The sequence below is a fragment of the Streptomyces sp. DSM 40750 genome (assembly GCF_024612035.1).
Lineage (GTDB): Bacteria > Actinomycetota > Actinomycetes > Streptomycetales > Streptomycetaceae > Streptomyces.
Genome location: NZ_CP102513.1, coordinates 6,204,951 through 6,219,635 on the forward strand (window position 1 = coordinate 6,204,951; position 14,685 = coordinate 6,219,635).

The following is a 14,685-nucleotide window of genomic DNA, read 5'->3' on the forward strand; positions in this document are numbered from 1 at the left end:
GGATCGTCAGTCGTCGAAGTGTGTCTGGGAACCGGCGGTCGACGTCGTCGTACCGGCAGCCAGGAGGAGCGCCGGGTCACTGACGGCCGGGCGGCCGTCGGGAAGCACGTTCAGTTGAAGCGACTCGTCGAAGCGATAGGGCGTCACCACGGTGGAACCCCCGCTGGGGAGGGCGTAGTTGAGGGTGAACGGTCGCACTCGAAACCTCCAAGTCGGCACGCTGCCCGCGTGCGGTCCCTCACACGTTCCTTGCGCAAGGAATTCATCACTTCTGCCGGAACCGGGGAAGGCCTTCACATCGTCCGCCGCCTCACCAGCCTCATCCACATCGCTGACATCAGGAACACTCAACTTCCCCATGACTTACATATCGAAATGGGTGCCGTAAACGTCACAGGAGCATGTCGGGAGCCCCCGACTGCGACCGGTCGTATCGGGGCGCCGCCCGCCTCTCCGGTCTGTTCGGGCACGCTCTTTCCCGGCCGGAACGCGGGCGCTGAGAGGGTGGCCGGATCACGACGCGGGCACCACGACGGGCGAACGAGACCGTCACGCCCCAGAACGGTGAGCGGCCCGGCCGATGGGCGCGGGGGTTACTGCGGGGGGGGGGAGAGAGAGGGACTCGCCCCTGCCCGGGGCTACTCGCCCCTACCGTCGCTTGCCTGGCCGTTGCCGGCCCCGGTGTCCGCGCCGCCGGCGTCGTTGCCGGGATTTCCGTTGCCCGAGGTGCCGGTGTTTCCGGACGTGCCGGTGTTTCCCGACGTGCCGGTGTTCCCGGACGTCCCGGTGTTCCCGGACGTGCCCGTGCCGGCGTCCGCAGCGCCCTCGCCGGGTTTGCCCGCGACGCCGGACCCGCTCGGTGCGGCTGTCGCCCGCGCCAACTGCTCGGCGCAGTACGCGGCGACCTCGCCCTCGCCGCCCGCCGCCGCGGTGAGTTGCTGCCAGGCCGTCGCGTCGAGCGCCTTGCCGCTGTCCTTGACCTGCTCGTAGGCGCGGCAGTGGGCCTCGGTGTCCTGGGCGGTGGCCGGGCCGTCCGTCGGTCCGACGCCGCCGGAGGAAGGCGAGGAGGTCTCGTCGCCCGGCCGGGCCGGGGCGGACACCGAGGGGTGCGCGGTCTCCCGGTCGGCACCGGCTCCGTCCGTGGACGAGCCGGCCGAACCGATGGCCGCGACCGCGACACCGCCCAGGGTGAGGCTGGCGAACACGGCGGCGAACGTCGTCTTCACGGGGCGACCGGTACGCCGCCCCGCGGGCAGCCGCCAGTCGTCCCGGCGCCGGGTACGCGCCCGATGGCCGCCCGTGCCGCGGGCGGCCCGGAAGGCGGCCACGGCCCGCTGCTCGGCCTCGGGGGCGAGGTCGCCGTCGCGCAGCACGGCGGCCAGCACCGTCTCCAGCGCGGTGTCGTCACGCGGGTCCCACGCCCCGGACACGGCGTCGTCAGGGTGCACACGTCGACGGCCCGGCACTCCGTCGCCGCTCAGCCGTTCACCCATGTCCGCTTCCGTTCCTGTCCGACATGTTCGATTCACCTGGCGTTCCGGGCCCTGATGCCTGTCCGCCGGCCCACTTCCGCGGGCGTCGTTCATTTCGACTCCCCCAGCGTCCGGGAAGCCTCATCCGTCACACCCTCCGCCGCGTGGCCCCCTACGCCCAACTGGTGGGCGAGGCGTTTCAGACCTCGGTGGGCGGCGGTGCGCACCGCTCCTGGGCGCTTGCCGAGGACGCGTGCGGCGGCGGCACCGTCCAGGCCGACAACGACCCGCAGGAGCACGGCCTCGGCCTGGTCCTTCGGCAGCCCGCGGACCAGTTCCAGGGCCCGCTCGGTGGAGAGGGTCTCCAGTGCCTGGTCATGGGTGCTGTGCGGGCCGGGCAGGTCCAGTACGTCCTGTTCGGTCCCTCCCGACCGGGGCCGCACGCGCTGGCGCCGCAGATGGTCCAGTGCCCGGTGCCGGGCGATGGTCGCCGTCCAGCCGCGGAAACCGGCCCCGTCCCCCTTGAACCGTCCGAGGTCACGGGCGATCTCCAGCCAGGCGTCGGACGCCACGTCCTCCGCGTCCTCGCCGACGAATCCGCGCAGATAGCCCAGCAGGCCCGGCTGCACGATCCGGTAGGCGACCGCGAAGGCGGCCTCGTCCCCGTCCTGGGCTCGCGCGACCGCCGCACCCAGTTCCCCGTCGTACGTCTGTACGCGGCGGGGTTGCCGTCCCTGGCCCAAGACTGTCCTCGTTCGTACCTGGTTCACAGCGAGTCCGTTCCGTCCGACGAGCCCCGTTGGCATCGACGGCCCCATGGAGACCAGCGTGCTTTCTCACAGAAATGTCACTACGCACAGGAGTCCCTCACCTCGTCGCCGGCGCCCCTGTCGCGTGGCCGGCGAAGCCCCGGGGACGCCGGAAACTCCAAGAGGACGGTGGCGTACGGGTGTTGGCCGGCCGGGTGACGTATCGCGTCGGCCGTGCGCTGTGTGAGTACCGAGTCCGCTCCGGACAGGCCGACGTGATCGGTGATCGCCGGGCCGGACGTCGGTGCCACGACCACTCCGGGACCTCTCTCCGCGCCGCTCCGACTCCCCCCGGGAGCGGCATGGAGAGGGACGGGGGCGGCCGGACCCTGACCACTGCACGGGGGTCCGGCCGCCCCGCACACCGCTCGGATGGCCGACGGCGGGGCACGCTCTGCACGGCGGTGCAGGACCGCCTCGCACCTCGCCGCACGACGGCGGGGGGCTTCCGGAACGTGGCGCACGCCGGGTGGCGTGATGCTTCGGCGCCCCCGTGCGCTCCCTTCTGTGATGAGCATCTACTTCCATCTGCGAGCGGTGCCGCCCCCGGCACTGCGCAACAGCGCGACCTGGCTGGAACGGCTGTTCGGGGACGACTGGGATACCGTCCGGTATCGCGTCGACCGGCACCGCGAGGAGGTGCTGGACCAGCGTTATCTGGACCAGGAACTCCTCTACGCCGGCGCTTCCCCGCACCGCGCGGGGGATCGACCCCAGGCCCAGGTGGTGCTCGGCGGTCGGCCGGTGTTCCACCCGGACCGGTACAAGCCGCCCTTCCTCGTGCTGACTGCGGGCCAGGCGCACCGGGTGGCCAGGTTCCTGACGATGATCGACTTCGAGGCGCTGTGGGTCTTGTCCCGCGACGAACTGCTGCCGCGCTATGGCGGCGTGACCGCAGAGCCCGACACACGGGGCGTTTTCGCGGCGGCGCACCGGGAGCTGACGGAGTTCTACGAGCAGACGGCCGAGTGCGGAGACGCGGTGGTGAAGTGGCTGCCGACCTGAGACACGCGGCACGCGAACCCGCTGATCCTCTGAGCCGCCGCACCAGGTCAGGCACTCGGTGACGAGAGTCGAATTCGCGCATCCTCCACGGTCACCGGCCGGTCAGCCCTGCTCCTTCACGGTCACCGGCCGGTCAGCCCTGCTCCTCCATGCTCACCGGCCGGTCGTCCCTCAGCTCGGTGAAGAGCTTCTTCGCCTTCGCCATGTCCCACCGCACGGCACTGCCTTTGGACGTGCTGAAGCCGAGGCCGGACACGGGGACGTTGAGTTGCTTGCCGTCACCGCCCGAGACGCTCCGCATCGCCTGGAACAGCGACACGAGGGTCGGCAGCTCCATGTCCTTGTCCACGACCAGGGTGTCCAGCGCCGCGCTCAGTGCGGGATAGGTCCGGAGCGGATCGAGCGCGGTGCCCGGTGAGGCGGCCTTGCGGGCGAGGGCGGAGAGGAACTTCCGCTGGTTCGTGGAGCGCCCCAGGTCGCCCCGCGCCTCCTGGTGCCGCTGGCGGACGAACGCCAGCGCCTCGGTGCCGTTCAGGTTCTGACAGCCCTTCGCAAGGTTCGCCCCCGACTTCGTGTCCTTGATGTCCCGGTCCAGGCAGATCTCCACACCGCCGACCGCGTCCACCACGCCGACGAATCCCGCGAAGCCGATCTCCGCGTAATGGTCGATGCGCATGCCCGTGTTCAGCTCGACGGTCCGTACGAGCAGTCGGGGCCCGCCCAGGGAGTAGGCCGCGTTCAGCTTGTTCTTCGACGTCCGGTAGTGCTTGCCGGTGTCCGGATCGACGTACGGCGGCAGGGTCAGCCAGGAGTCGCGAGGCAGACTCACCATCGTGGTGCCGTGGGCGCCGGTGTGCAGGAGCATCATCGAGTCGGTGCGGCCGCCCCCGGCCGAGCCGGTGTGCAGATCCTTCCGGGCCTCCTCGGACAGCCCGTCGCGGCTGTCGGAGCCCACGATGAGGTACGTGGTTCCCTTTCCGCGCGGTGGACGGTCCGCGACCTTGGCCAGGTCGACCGCCCTGTCGAGCCTGAAGTCGGCCCAGGCGTAGGTGCCGGCGCCGGTGAGGAGCAGTGCGCAGAGCAGGAGTGCCAGCAGGCGTGCGATCCGGCGGCGTCGGCTGGGGCGTACCCAGGGGAGCCTGGTGCTGCGGCTGCGGCTGCGGCTGCGGCTGCGGCTGCGGCCGTCGTCGTCGCCGTCGTCGCCGTTGTGCCGGAGGTGATCGCCGCCGTCCGGCCCGGCGGTATGGCCGCCGTACGGCCGGGCCGGAGCCTGGAGCGGAGAGGTGCTGCGGTGCCGCACCTCTCCGGTGATCACGCGAGGCCCAGGAGTCTCCCCGTTCCCGTTCTGTCGGCTGTCGTCGGGCCACATGTCCGGCCGGTCACTCACGGGACTCACGGGCTGAACCACTCCTCATCACCTCGACGACAGCTCTCGTGCGGCGACCGGTTGCCTGAGCTGCTCGGTGGCAGCCGTGCCGGAACGCTGCATGCGGTGCCACTTCAGCCGGGTGCCGAGCAGGAGGGCGACCACGGACTGGATGACGACCAGATACATCAGCTGCCGGTAGACGAAGAGCTGCAGCGGCATCGACCACAGGGTCCGCAGCCGCTCGCCGTCGAGTCTCAACGCGTAACCGGCACAGATCAGTTGGACGGCGAGGAAGCCCAGCCACACGCCCGTCGACCGCACGGGGTCGAGGAAGAGCGCCCCGTACAGCGCGAAGAGGTCGACGACCGGCGCGATCAGTGGCAGGGCCACCTGGAAGAGGGCCAGATAGGTCAGCCCGCGGCGGGCGAAGCGTCCGGCCGGGCCCAGCTCGGCGACGGCTCGGCGGTGCTTCCACATCGCCTGGAGCGTGCCGTAGCACCAGCGGTAGCGCTGTCGCCACAACTGGCGCAGCGAGGTGGGCACTTCGGTCCAGGCGACGGCCGACTCCTCGTAGACCACCCGCCAGCCGGCCCGCCACAGGGCCATCGTGAGGTCGGTGTCCTCGGCGAGGGTGTCCTCGCTGACCCCGCCGACGCCCAGGAGCGCGTCCCGGCGGAAGGCGCCGATCGCGCCCGGCACCGTCGGCATGCACTCCAGCACCTCGAACATCCGCCGGTCGAGGTTGAAGCCGAAGACGTACTCCAGGTGCTGCCATCTGCCGAGCAGACCGCGCCGGTTGCCGACCTTGGTGTTTCCGCTGACGGCGCCGACGGCCGGATGCGCGAGCGGCTGGATGAGCCGGTGCACGGCGTCGGCCTCGAAGACGGTGTCGGCGTCGACCATCACCACGATGTCGTACGACGCGTTGGCCAGACCGGTGTTGAGCGCGGCCGCCTTGCCCGCGTTGGGCTGCCGGATCACCCGCACCCGGGGGTCGTTGATCCAGGTGGCGAGGTCCGCGGTCTGATCCGTCGAGCCGTCGTCGATCACGATGACCTCGAGGTACGGGTGCGTGGAGGCGAGCAGCGAATGGACGGTGGACTCGATGCCGGCCTCTTCGTTGTAGGCGGGAACGAGCACCGTCACGGGGGCGTTGACCTCCCGCAGCCAGGGCGCGCCGGGGCGCAGACGGGTGAGGCGCCGGACATGGGCGCGGGCGAAGACGGTCAGCAGCACCAGCCGCAGCAGGCCCAGCGCGCCCGCCACGCCCAGCACCCAGGTCATGCCGTGCGTGAACGCGTGACCGGCGGTCACGGCCCAGTTCAGACCCTTGCCCTGCCACCGTTCGGCAGTGGACACCCGGGTCTCGGCGGAGGGCATGCCGACCGCGTCCGTCACGGTGGTGAACCGCTCGGCGTGCGGGTCGCCGAGCAGCTTCTTCGTCTCCTGGTACGCCAGTTCCGTCTGGCTGAACTGCCGGATCAGACCGTGCGCCGGATCACGGTCCGGCCGGTCGGCGGCGACCAGCACATAGCCGTCCGCGGCGGCGCTCCGGGCGGCCTTCCATTCGGCGCCGCACAGCGTGTCCACCTGGGTGGTCATCGGCATCCGCAGCAGGTCGGTGTGGATGCCCGCCGTACCCGCGAGGGTCTTCTGGGTGAGAGTCAGTTCCATCGCGGCGCGGACGCCCGAGGAGGAGCCGAGGTCGGCTCCCGTGTAGGTGTTCGAGCCGATCTCGTGGCCCTCGTCGAGGATCCGCCGGACCAGCTCCGGATGGCGTGCCGCCCGGGCGCCGAACACGAAGAAGGTGGCGTGCGCGTGGTGCTCGCGCAGCAGGTCGAGCAGACGCGGGGTCCACACCGGATCGGGCCCGCCGTCGAAGGTGAGCGCGACGGTACGTGCGGGCGCCGCGGCGGACGACACCTTGTCCCCGCTGATACGACGCAGGACGGGGCCGCTCTCGTCCACGGCCCTCGGCACGGGTCTGCTGCACGGGCGCCGGGTCTTGGCGGCGTCCACCTCGTGAGTGGTCCAGCCCTCGAAGAGCAGGGCGGCGAAGACCACGGGCATGATCAGGATCAGTAGCCGCCAGTGCCCGCGGGGGTCGCGGGAACGGGCGTGCCGACGTCGTGCCGAACGGCTCACGCGACCATCCCCGGGGTGACGTTAATCACAGCGGAATCGGGGTGTGTGCGGCGGCGGGCGGGGAGAGCCGTGACCGTTCCGAGCCCGGCGCGGGCCGACGGAAGCGGGGCGTCCACCGGGACGGCCGCCAAGGCGGAGGGCGTCGGTCCGGCGGTGGGGACAGCGCATACGGTCGCGCGCCACACCGTCTCCACATGCTGGTCGAAGGCGTGGGCATCCGATGAACGGCGATGCGTTATCTGCTGATTTGTCTTCCGGCCGAGCTCTTGCATGGGCGGCGAGTGTAGCCACAGCCGATACCGCGAATGTGTCCCGAACGGAGCAGGCACCACCGCGCCACGAGGACTGTGACGCTGAGCCCTCTTGGTGCGCTGGACTGGTTGGTTGTGGGGAAGTGTGTCCTCACGCCTTCCCCTTCCGGAGCGGATCCCCACCGGAGCCGGGCCGCCCGCGCACCGACGGTATTGAGGGAGGAAGACGAGTCCTTCGAGTTCCGAGCCCGGCCTGTGACACCTCGCACGCCGGACGCGCTGGGACTCCTGTGAGGAAGAAGCATCCGTTCCGCCGTGCACTGCTGGCCACCGTCGGTACCGTCTCCGGCATCGCGCTGCTGCTCGCGCTCAAACCGACCACGGACCCGGCACAGGAGAAGTCCGACACCCGCACGTCCGCACTCACGGCGGACGCCGGCGCGTCTCCTTCCCCGCCGCCGTCCCCGCCGTCCCCGTCCGCGTCGCCCTCGTCGTCGAAGACGTCCGAGAAGAAGCGCACCCCGTCCCCTTCCTCCACGAGCGCGGCACCGTCGCACCCGGCGTCGTCCACCCCCGCGAAGACCGGCAGCGCCCCCTCCGACCCGAAGACCACCTCGGCCGCACCCACCACCCGCACCCTCACCGGGGCCACGGCCCAGACGAAGTACGGTCCGGTCCAGGTACGGATCACCCTCACCGGCAGCAGGATCACCGGTGCGACGGCGGTCCAGTCTCCCGACGAGACGCCGCGGAGCAGGGACATCTCCTCCACGGCCATCCCCGAGCTCAATCAGGAGATCCTGGCGGCGCAGAGCGCGGACATCGACACGGTGTCAGGCGCCACGTACACCAGCGCGGGTTACGAACAGTCCCTGCAGAGTGCCCTGGACCGGGCCGGCGTCTACTAAGTCATACAGCGGTGTTCACATTATGCACCCCAGGCGTATAGCCAAACAGTGCTGTACGACTTGCTGGGGTACTGTGGGCGTATGGGCTCCAAGAACTCCACGGCCACCAAGCGCGCCGACGCCCTGCGCAGCATCGAAGCGATCGTGCAGGCGGCGGCCGAATGTCTCGGACGGAACCCGGAGGCGAGCCTCAGCGAGATCGCGCGCGCCGCGGGCGTGGGCCGGGTGACGCTGTACGCGCACTTCACCTCCCGGGCGGAGGTTGTCGACGCGGCGCTGAGCCGCGCCATCGACCGGGGCAACGAGGCGTTGGACGCGGTCGATCTGACCGGTGATCCGCTGCTCGCCCTGGCGCGTTACGTCGAGGCCGGCTGGCAACTGGTGGATCAGGCGCGGGCGCTGCTCGTCGCCGCCCAGAAGGAACTCTCCGCGGGACGCATCCGTGAGCTGCACAGCGGGCCCGCCGCCCGGGTCGAGACGCTGGTCGCCCGAGGCCGCGCCGAGGGCGTCTTCCGTACGGACCTGCCGATCGCCTGGCTGGTCAACGTCCTGCACACGATCATGCACAGCGCCACGGAGGAGATCCGCGCCGGCCGTCTCACCTCCGACCGCGCCGCCGGCCACATCACGGCCACGGTGCTCGCCGCCTTCACGCCCCCGGGCCGGCCGGTGCCGGAACCCGATGGTGGCGTGTGACGCCCGCGACAGCCTTCGGCAGGACGCGGCGCGGGAAGGCGACAGCTGCCGAGGGGTGACGGCCGCTGAGGCAATGAGGCACTGGCCGCGGCCGAGGTGGTACGGCAACTGGTGGGCGGGCCTGCTCGGTTCAGGTCGCCCCGCACGATGAATCCGTGACCGTCGCCCGGCACCACGCCAGGACGAAGCGAGGTCCCTCAGCCGTGGCGGGGCCGCAGGCCGTTGTGCCTCCGGCCCCGCTCGGGCGTGGGGATCAGGACGGGTCGCCGTACTGGAGGCCGCGTCCGTTGGTGCCGACATAGACGCGCCCGTAGGTGTCGGGGTCGCCGGCGATGACGCCGACGCCGCCGATGCTGCCCCACTGGTGGGCGTCGTCGTTGACGCGGAGCCAGGTGGCGCCCTTGTCGGTGGAGCGGAAGACGCCGGTGACGTCCTTGACGGTACCGAGCAGGTACAGGGCCTGGTAGGAGGCGCCCGGCGCGGCCTTGCCGAAGCCGAGGGCGGAGGCGGACTGCACCGCTCCGACCGTGGTGAAGCTACGGCCGCCGTCGGTGGAGTGCAGCAGCCCCTTGCCACCGCCGGCGATCCACAGGTCTCCGGCGATGCCGGGGACGGCCGTGAGCTCGCCGGAGGGCAGGTTGGTGGCGCGGGCGGTGAAGGTCGCACCGCCGTCGGTGCTGGCGTAGAGCGTGCCGTCGGCCAGGGAGTAGAAGGTCTTGCCCGAGGACCGGTCGGCGACGACCACGGCGCCGGTGCCCAGGCCGCTGACCTTCGACCAGCTCACCCCCTTGTCGGTCGAGCGGTACGGGGCCTGACCGGCCTCGGTCCAGACGATGGTGGAGCCGTCCGCCGCGAGCGCGACATGGCCGGTGTCGGCGCTGTCCACCGGCTCCGCCTTGAAGCCGTTCCAGCTGGTGCCGCCGTCGGTGGAGTAGGCGCCGTCCTGCGCGCCGCCACGGCCGACGCGGACCATCAGCGCGGGGTTGGACTGGGCGAAATCGATGTCGGTGCTGTTGGTCATCATCGGGTTCTTCAGTCGCCCGGCGGGCACCTCGGTCAGGGAGTCGTGGCGGAAACCGCCCAGGTCGCCCATGGCGGTGACGACGGTGGCGCCGCCGGGCGGGGCGATCACGTCCAGCAGCGCGGTCTCCTCCAGCCCTCGGGCCCCCACGGTCCAGTGGCTGGTGCCGCCACTGTCGGTGGCGGTGGCGTCCTTGCTGCGCCAGATGCCGCTGCCGGTGCCGTACAGCGCGTGCCCGGAGTCGAAGGGATCGATGGCCAGAGCGGTCATCCAGTGCCCGGTGCCGGTACCGACGTAAGGAGCGGCGGAGGCGTCCCGCACCGACTTCGCGGCCTGTGCCTCCCAGGTCGTACCGCCGTCGGTGGTCCGGTAGAGCTCGTCCTCGGGCCACCAGCGGTCGAGGGTGGTGACCATCACCGTGGACGGCTTCTGCGGGTCGACGGCCAGACCGGAGAACCCGTAGCTGCCCTGGGACGGGGAGACGTTCTTCCACGCCCCGCCGGCCGGCGTGTACTTCCACACCGAGCCCGCCGTCGCGCCGTTGGGGCCGACGGTGTCGGCGTACGTCAGGTACAGCGAGCCGTCACCGGAGAGCACGCCGTGCTGCGGCATCTGGCCGGTGGGCTGCCCGGAGACGGCCTGCCAGGTGCTGCCGCCGTCGGTGGAGCGGTACAGGGAGGTGGACCTGTCGGCGACGCCGACATAGACCGTCTTGCTTCCGGCCGGGCCGTACGTCACGAAGGAGATGCCCGCGCCGCTGCTCGCCCCGTCCTTGACGGGGAACGAGGAGACCTGACTCCATGTCACGCCGTGGTCGGTGCTGCGCCACAGGCCGTTCTTGCGGGTGCCCAGCAGCAGGGTGCCGTTGTCCGCGGGGTTGATCGCCAGCCGTTCGCCCGCCCCGCGGCCGTCCTCGTTGGCGCCCAGCTTGAAGGGCAGATCGGTGCGCTGGAAGGTGCGGCCACGGTCCGTGGAGCGCAGGATGGCGCCGTTGCCCGCCCAGCTGTTGGTGTAGGTGCCCGCCGCGAGGTAGAGCCGGTCGGGGGCGACGGGGTCGGTGGCCAGCGAATCGATGCCCAGCAGGTTCCAGTCCTTCTCGCCGGCCCAGTCGGTCAGCGGGATCCACTGCTCGGCCGCGACGTCCCAGCGGTAGGCGCCGCCCATGTCGGTACGGGCGTACAGCAGGCCCTTCGCGCCCGGGTTGAACACCAGCCCGGTGACGTAACCGCCGCCCACCACCTGGGCGTTGTTCCACACATACGGTCCGGCCGCGGCCGTGGTCTGCGCGCTGTCGGCCCCGGCAGCGGTGCCGGTCCCGGCCGCCTGGGTCTCGGCCGTTTTCACCAGCTTCCACTGCTGGTTGGTGCTGCCCTTGCCGGGATACTGGATGACTGCGGCGCCGTCGGCCGCGGAGCCTCCGGAGACGTCCAGGACCTGGCCGCTCCTGCGGGAGGTGAAGGTGACGGCGTCGGAACCGCTCACATCGTCGATCCGCCACTCCTGGGAGGTGGAGGAGCTGTCGGTCTGCTGCTCGGCGGCAGCCGCCCGGGCGGTCGAACCGCCCGCTATGCCCAGCACTTTGCCGCTGTTCCGGTTCACCAGCTCGTAGTAGCCGTCCCCGGTGGGTCTCAGCTTCCACTGCTGGTTGGCGGTGCTCTGGTCGGTCCACTGCTGGATGCGGGTGCCGTCGGCGGTGGAGAAGGCGTTGACGTCCATCACCTTGCCGCTGCGTACGGAAACCAGCCGGTAATAGGCATTGCCGTCGACTGTCGCGGCCTGCGAGTCCTCCTGCGCGAACAGGAGATACGGCACGACGATGGCGGGCACGCCGAGCAGCAGACCGGTCGCGGTCCAGCGACGGCGGTGACGCCCGCGGCGCCCGCCGTTCGTGGGGTTCTTCATAGGGAGGTGCTCTCCTTGCATGCCGTTCACCAGAGGAAGGCGGATCCAGCTACCGGAATGGCCGGATCCGACTCCTTGTGGTCACAGGCCCCGCAAAGGGTTGCCTCGAGCCGGGAACTCCTTTCAGGTCACCTCGTGGTGCGTCAGGGTTGATCAGCGGCCGGGTGACGCTGGTGCCGGGCCAGATCGGCGACCACAGTGGTGCGTGTACGCCGACCGGCCCCCGCCGGTCGGCGGGGGCCGCCCGGCCGGCCGGCGGGGCACCTCCCGAAGCCTGTCGGATGGTCGACCGACTGTGTCTGGGCAACGTTGTCCCAGTGACTGAGATCGAAAGCGCCAGAACGGCGCCTCCCCGGCCTGTGCCCGCACCCGAGTCCGCCACGGCGACGGAACGCCAAATCGTGCCGTCAGCCGGGCTGCACCGCTTGTGCGGTGTGCGGCTGCTTTCCGGCCCGCGACATTGCCGGATCCGGTACGTCGTGAAGCCCGTCAGTGACGCGGGACCGGTGGGTGCGGCGATCGCCGTCACCGTCGGCGGCGTGGTTGTCACGCTCGTCGGGCTCACGCGTACGTGACCGAGGGGGAGCGGAACCACGAGCGGGGTCGGTGAACCGGCGCGCGTATGGTGCGCGTATACGGAACCCAGACCGTCGTACGCCCCGCCCTTCCCCAACCCCGGAGCTGCCCCGTGTGCCCGGGACGGGGCAGCGGCCGGACGCCGAGCGGTGGTGCTCTCTGTCCCGCAGGTCGTTGCAGGGGCTTCGGCAGCCGAGGAGAGGACTCACCATGCTCGTTCTCAGAGGTATGCCGGTGCTAGCGGTGATGAGCGGGATCCTGCTGCTGACGGGGTGTGAGGATGCGTCAGGTTCGCACGCCGGCTCGGGCGCCGCCCTCTCCTCGTCGCCCTCCGTGAATGCCTCTGTGCGGGCAGGCACTCCTCCGCACGTCCCCGCCCGCACCACCACGCCCACGCCGTCGCGCACCTCTGCCGCCCCGGCCGGGGCCACCGCATCCCCCACTCCCACCGGAACCGCTACCGCAGTCGGCCGCTCCGGCTGCCACAACCTGACGGCCACCGACGCCGTGAAGTCCGCGGTGACGGCGGCATACCGGCGCGGCTTTCCTCGCTTCGCCCACATGCAGCCGGTGCCGCGACAGTTCTTCTACGGCCAGTGCGGCGACGTCCGCTACGCCGCCACCCGGTTCGAGTCCACCCCCGGTGCCACGTACGAGGAACTCGTGAGCACGCAGGACGAGGGCAGCGTCACCAAGTACTTCCGCGGCACGTCCGCGGACAGCTGGAGCTACATCGCCAGTGACACCTTCCCCCGTGGGCCGCACGGGTGCGGGGATGTCCCACAGATTCCCGAGGCCCTGGCCGCGGCCTGGGGGAACTGCTGGGTCATGGGGCCGACATGGTGAAAGACCGTGACGAAGGCCGCCACATCTGGATTCAGGACACCGACCGCGTCGGCGCGGCTTCCGCTTGCCGACGAGCTGGACGTATCCGCTGCCCACGTCCCTGAACCACCACGTCTGGTTCATGCCGCCGTTGCGGGTGTACCGGGCGATCTGGGTGCCGTCGACAACGACTCGGCAGGGGCCGCGGCCGACCGCGGCCCCTGACCACAGCTCACGGGGCGCCGCAAGATCGATGTTCGGGACGGCGACGTGTGATGGGTTCGGCATGCGTGGCGCCCTGCACTGGTCACCCTTGTGGGCGTCGTTCCGGCACGGTGTAGAGCACGGACAGCGTGAGATAGGAGGAGGGCGCATGCCCGACCCCGGTGGGAACGTCAGCGCGGACGAACAGGTGAGGTGCAGTCGGCTTGAGGCCGAAGCGGCCGGGATGTTCGCGGAGGTGCAGCGCGCGGACACGAAAGCGGCGACCCTGTGCGGCCTGATCGGTGGTCTGCTGGCCGTCGACGCGATGGTGCTGTCCGCAGTGTGGAAATCCACGTGGATGCCCGTGGCCGCCTTGGTGGGGGCCGCTGTCCTTCTCGGAGTGGCGCTCATCATGACGATGTGGGCCATCCGTCCCGTTCTGCCGCCGGGCGGCAGGTTGAGGACGTTCGCATGTTCCGCTGCGGACCCCGGTCGGACGGAGACCGCCGGGGCGGATCCCGTGATGCCGGAAGCGGACCGGCATCAGCAGATGCAAGCGGAGCGGCTCGCGTTGTTCACGACGCTGGCTCAACGGAAGTTCACGATCCTCAGGTGGGCCGTTGATGTCACTGCGGCGGCGCTCACGATGGCGGGAGCAGGACTGTTGATCCTGTACATCACCATTTGAGACCATCGGTGAGTGGTGGCTGTCACAAAGGGGGATGGGCATGTACCGGCCGCATGTATCGGTCATCGGTCAGTGTCTGTGGTCGCAACTGTGCGACCTGGCTCCGCTCCACGTGCGGCCGGCGAGGAGCGTACTGCTGCGCCAGGGTGATCCCGGCACTCATGTCATCCTGCTGGCTTCCGGCTCGGCCTTGGTCACGCTGGCGGGAGCTCAGGGGGAGCAGACATTGCTGTCGGTGCGCGGTGCAGGTGAGATCTTCGGAGAACTGGCCGTCTTGGACGATCAGCCGCGTACGGCGTCTGTGACAGCCGCCGAGGTCTGCAGGGTTCACATAGTTCCCGCGCCGGCCTTCCTGTCCTTCGTCAACCGCAATGGGCTGTTGGACCCTTTGCTGCGTCACGCCATCGCGCGAGTCCGCGAAGCGGAGACGGTACGCCTGGAGATGGCCACCGCGCCGGTGCCGGTGCGACTGGCCTCGGCTCTGGGCCGCCTGCTCCAGGCGGCCTCGGATACGGGCACCGACTATGTCGTGCGTCTGACGCAGACGGAGTTGTCGCAGATGATCGGTGCGTCCCGCAACGCTGTCGGGTCGGCTCTCCGGCCATGGCGTGTGCAGGGGTGGCTCGACACAGAGGCCGCCGGCGGTCTCGTCGTACGGGACATCGCATCGATCCAGTCACACGCGTACGCCCAGCGGTGACCCATCGCACCTGGGTGGTGCCCACCCGTGGGCACCACCCAGCCTCAAGGCCGAGGAGTATCGGCCATCACGCACATCCCACCCCTTCTCTCGTGCCGGAAAGGCCACTGATCC

At 70.7% G+C, this 14,685-nt stretch carries 12 protein-coding genes; 6 read left to right on the top strand and 6 right to left on the bottom strand.

The annotated features are described in order from the left end of the window. Nucleotides 1-6: 6 nt before the first annotated feature. The 3 genes from tgmA to JIX55_RS27715 all read right to left on the bottom strand — a co-directional run bounded on the left by tgmA (nt 7) and on the right by JIX55_RS27715 (nt 2,215). On the bottom strand, nt 7-198 hold the full coding sequence (gene tgmA, locus JIX55_RS27705) for a putative ATP-grasp-modified RiPP (RefSeq protein ID WP_257565975.1): 192 nt from the start codon (nt 196-198) through the stop codon (nt 7-9). Nucleotides 199-638: 440 nt separating this feature from the next. Next, nucleotides 639-1,493: a hypothetical protein gene (locus JIX55_RS27710; protein ID WP_257565976.1), complete on the bottom strand. Its 855-nt coding sequence runs from the start codon at nt 1,491-1,493 to the stop codon at nt 639-641. A gap of 89 nt (nt 1,494-1,582) precedes the next feature. Further along, nucleotides 1,583-2,215 (bottom strand): RNA polymerase sigma factor, encoded by a 633-nt coding sequence (locus tag JIX55_RS27715; protein WP_257565977.1) that lies wholly within the window; start codon nt 2,213-2,215, stop codon nt 1,583-1,585. A 576-nt stretch (nt 2,216-2,791) separates the two neighbouring features. On the opposite strand from JIX55_RS27715, the gene JIX55_RS27720 reads away from it, so the two are divergent. Further along, nucleotides 2,792-3,286, top strand: a complete 495-nt coding sequence (locus tag JIX55_RS27720; protein WP_257565978.1) for a YfbM family protein — start codon at nt 2,792-2,794, stop codon at nt 3,284-3,286. Nucleotides 3,287-3,419: 133 nt separating this feature from the next. Here the strand turns inward: JIX55_RS27720 and JIX55_RS27725 are convergent, their stop codons facing one another. Both JIX55_RS27725 and JIX55_RS27730 read right to left on the bottom strand, forming a co-directional pair. Continuing rightward, entirely contained in the window at nt 3,420-4,673 is a 1,254-nt protein-coding gene (locus JIX55_RS27725) for an LCP family protein (RefSeq protein WP_257569503.1), read from the bottom strand. Nucleotides 4,674-4,700: 27 nt separating this feature from the next. Next, nucleotides 4,701-6,800: a bifunctional polysaccharide deacetylase/glycosyltransferase family 2 protein gene (locus JIX55_RS27730; RefSeq protein WP_257565979.1), complete on the bottom strand. Its 2,100-nt coding sequence runs from the start codon at nt 6,798-6,800 to the stop codon at nt 4,701-4,703. A gap of 541 nt (nt 6,801-7,341) precedes the next feature. Here JIX55_RS27730 and JIX55_RS27735 point away from each other — a divergent pair. Next, nucleotides 7,342-7,959: an FMN-binding protein gene (locus JIX55_RS27735; RefSeq protein ID WP_257565980.1), complete on the top strand. Its 618-nt coding sequence runs from the start codon at nt 7,342-7,344 to the stop codon at nt 7,957-7,959. Between the two features lie 81 nt (nt 7,960-8,040). Further along, nucleotides 8,041-8,655: a TetR/AcrR family transcriptional regulator gene (locus JIX55_RS27740; protein ID WP_257565981.1), complete on the top strand. Its 615-nt coding sequence runs from the start codon at nt 8,041-8,043 to the stop codon at nt 8,653-8,655. Between the two features lie 253 nt (nt 8,656-8,908). On the opposite strand, the gene JIX55_RS27745 is transcribed toward JIX55_RS27740, so the two are convergent. Continuing rightward, nucleotides 8,909-11,578: an RICIN domain-containing protein gene (locus JIX55_RS27745; RefSeq protein ID WP_257565982.1), complete on the bottom strand. Its 2,670-nt coding sequence runs from the start codon at nt 11,576-11,578 to the stop codon at nt 8,909-8,911. A gap of 786 nt (nt 11,579-12,364) precedes the next feature. Here JIX55_RS27745 and JIX55_RS27750 point away from each other — a divergent pair. The 3 genes from JIX55_RS27750 to JIX55_RS27760 all read left to right on the top strand — a co-directional run bounded on the left by JIX55_RS27750 (nt 12,365) and on the right by JIX55_RS27760 (nt 14,571). Continuing rightward, nucleotides 12,365-13,000: a hypothetical protein gene (locus tag JIX55_RS27750; RefSeq protein ID WP_257565983.1), complete on the top strand. Its 636-nt coding sequence runs from the start codon at nt 12,365-12,367 to the stop codon at nt 12,998-13,000. A gap of 352 nt (nt 13,001-13,352) precedes the next feature. Further along, complete coding sequence (locus JIX55_RS27755) at nt 13,353-13,871, top strand: Pycsar system effector family protein (RefSeq protein ID WP_257565984.1); 519 nt, start codon at nt 13,353-13,355, stop codon at nt 13,869-13,871. Nucleotides 13,872-13,905: 34 nt separating this feature from the next. Beyond that, a complete protein-coding gene (locus tag JIX55_RS27760) occupies nt 13,906-14,571 on the top strand; it encodes a Crp/Fnr family transcriptional regulator (protein WP_257565985.1) in 666 nt (221 codons plus the stop codon). Nucleotides 14,572-14,685 lie beyond the last annotated feature (114 nt).

What these genes read in the sequence shown, in the direction of transcription:
- JIX55_RS27750 (WP_257565983.1), top strand. Translation starts at nt 12,365, where the DNA reads ATGCTCGTTCTCAGAGGTATGCCGGTGCTAGCGGTGATGAGCGGGATC.
- JIX55_RS27760 (WP_257565985.1), top strand. Translation starts at nt 13,906, where the DNA reads ATGGGCATGTACCGGCCGCATGTATCGGTCATCGGTCAGTGTCTGTGG.
- JIX55_RS27745 (WP_257565982.1), bottom strand. Translation starts at nt 11,578, where the DNA reads ATGAAGAACCCCACGAACGGCGGGCGCCGCGGGCGTCACCGCCGTCGC.
- JIX55_RS27710 (WP_257565976.1), bottom strand. Translation starts at nt 1,493, where the DNA reads ATGGGTGAACGGCTGAGCGGCGACGGAGTGCCGGGCCGTCGACGTGTG.
- JIX55_RS27755 (WP_257565984.1), top strand. Translation starts at nt 13,353, where the DNA reads ATGCCCGACCCCGGTGGGAACGTCAGCGCGGACGAACAGGTGAGGTGC.
- JIX55_RS27740 (WP_257565981.1), top strand. Translation starts at nt 8,041, where the DNA reads ATGGGCTCCAAGAACTCCACGGCCACCAAGCGCGCCGACGCCCTGCGC.
- JIX55_RS27720 (WP_257565978.1), top strand. Translation starts at nt 2,792, where the DNA reads ATGAGCATCTACTTCCATCTGCGAGCGGTGCCGCCCCCGGCACTGCGC.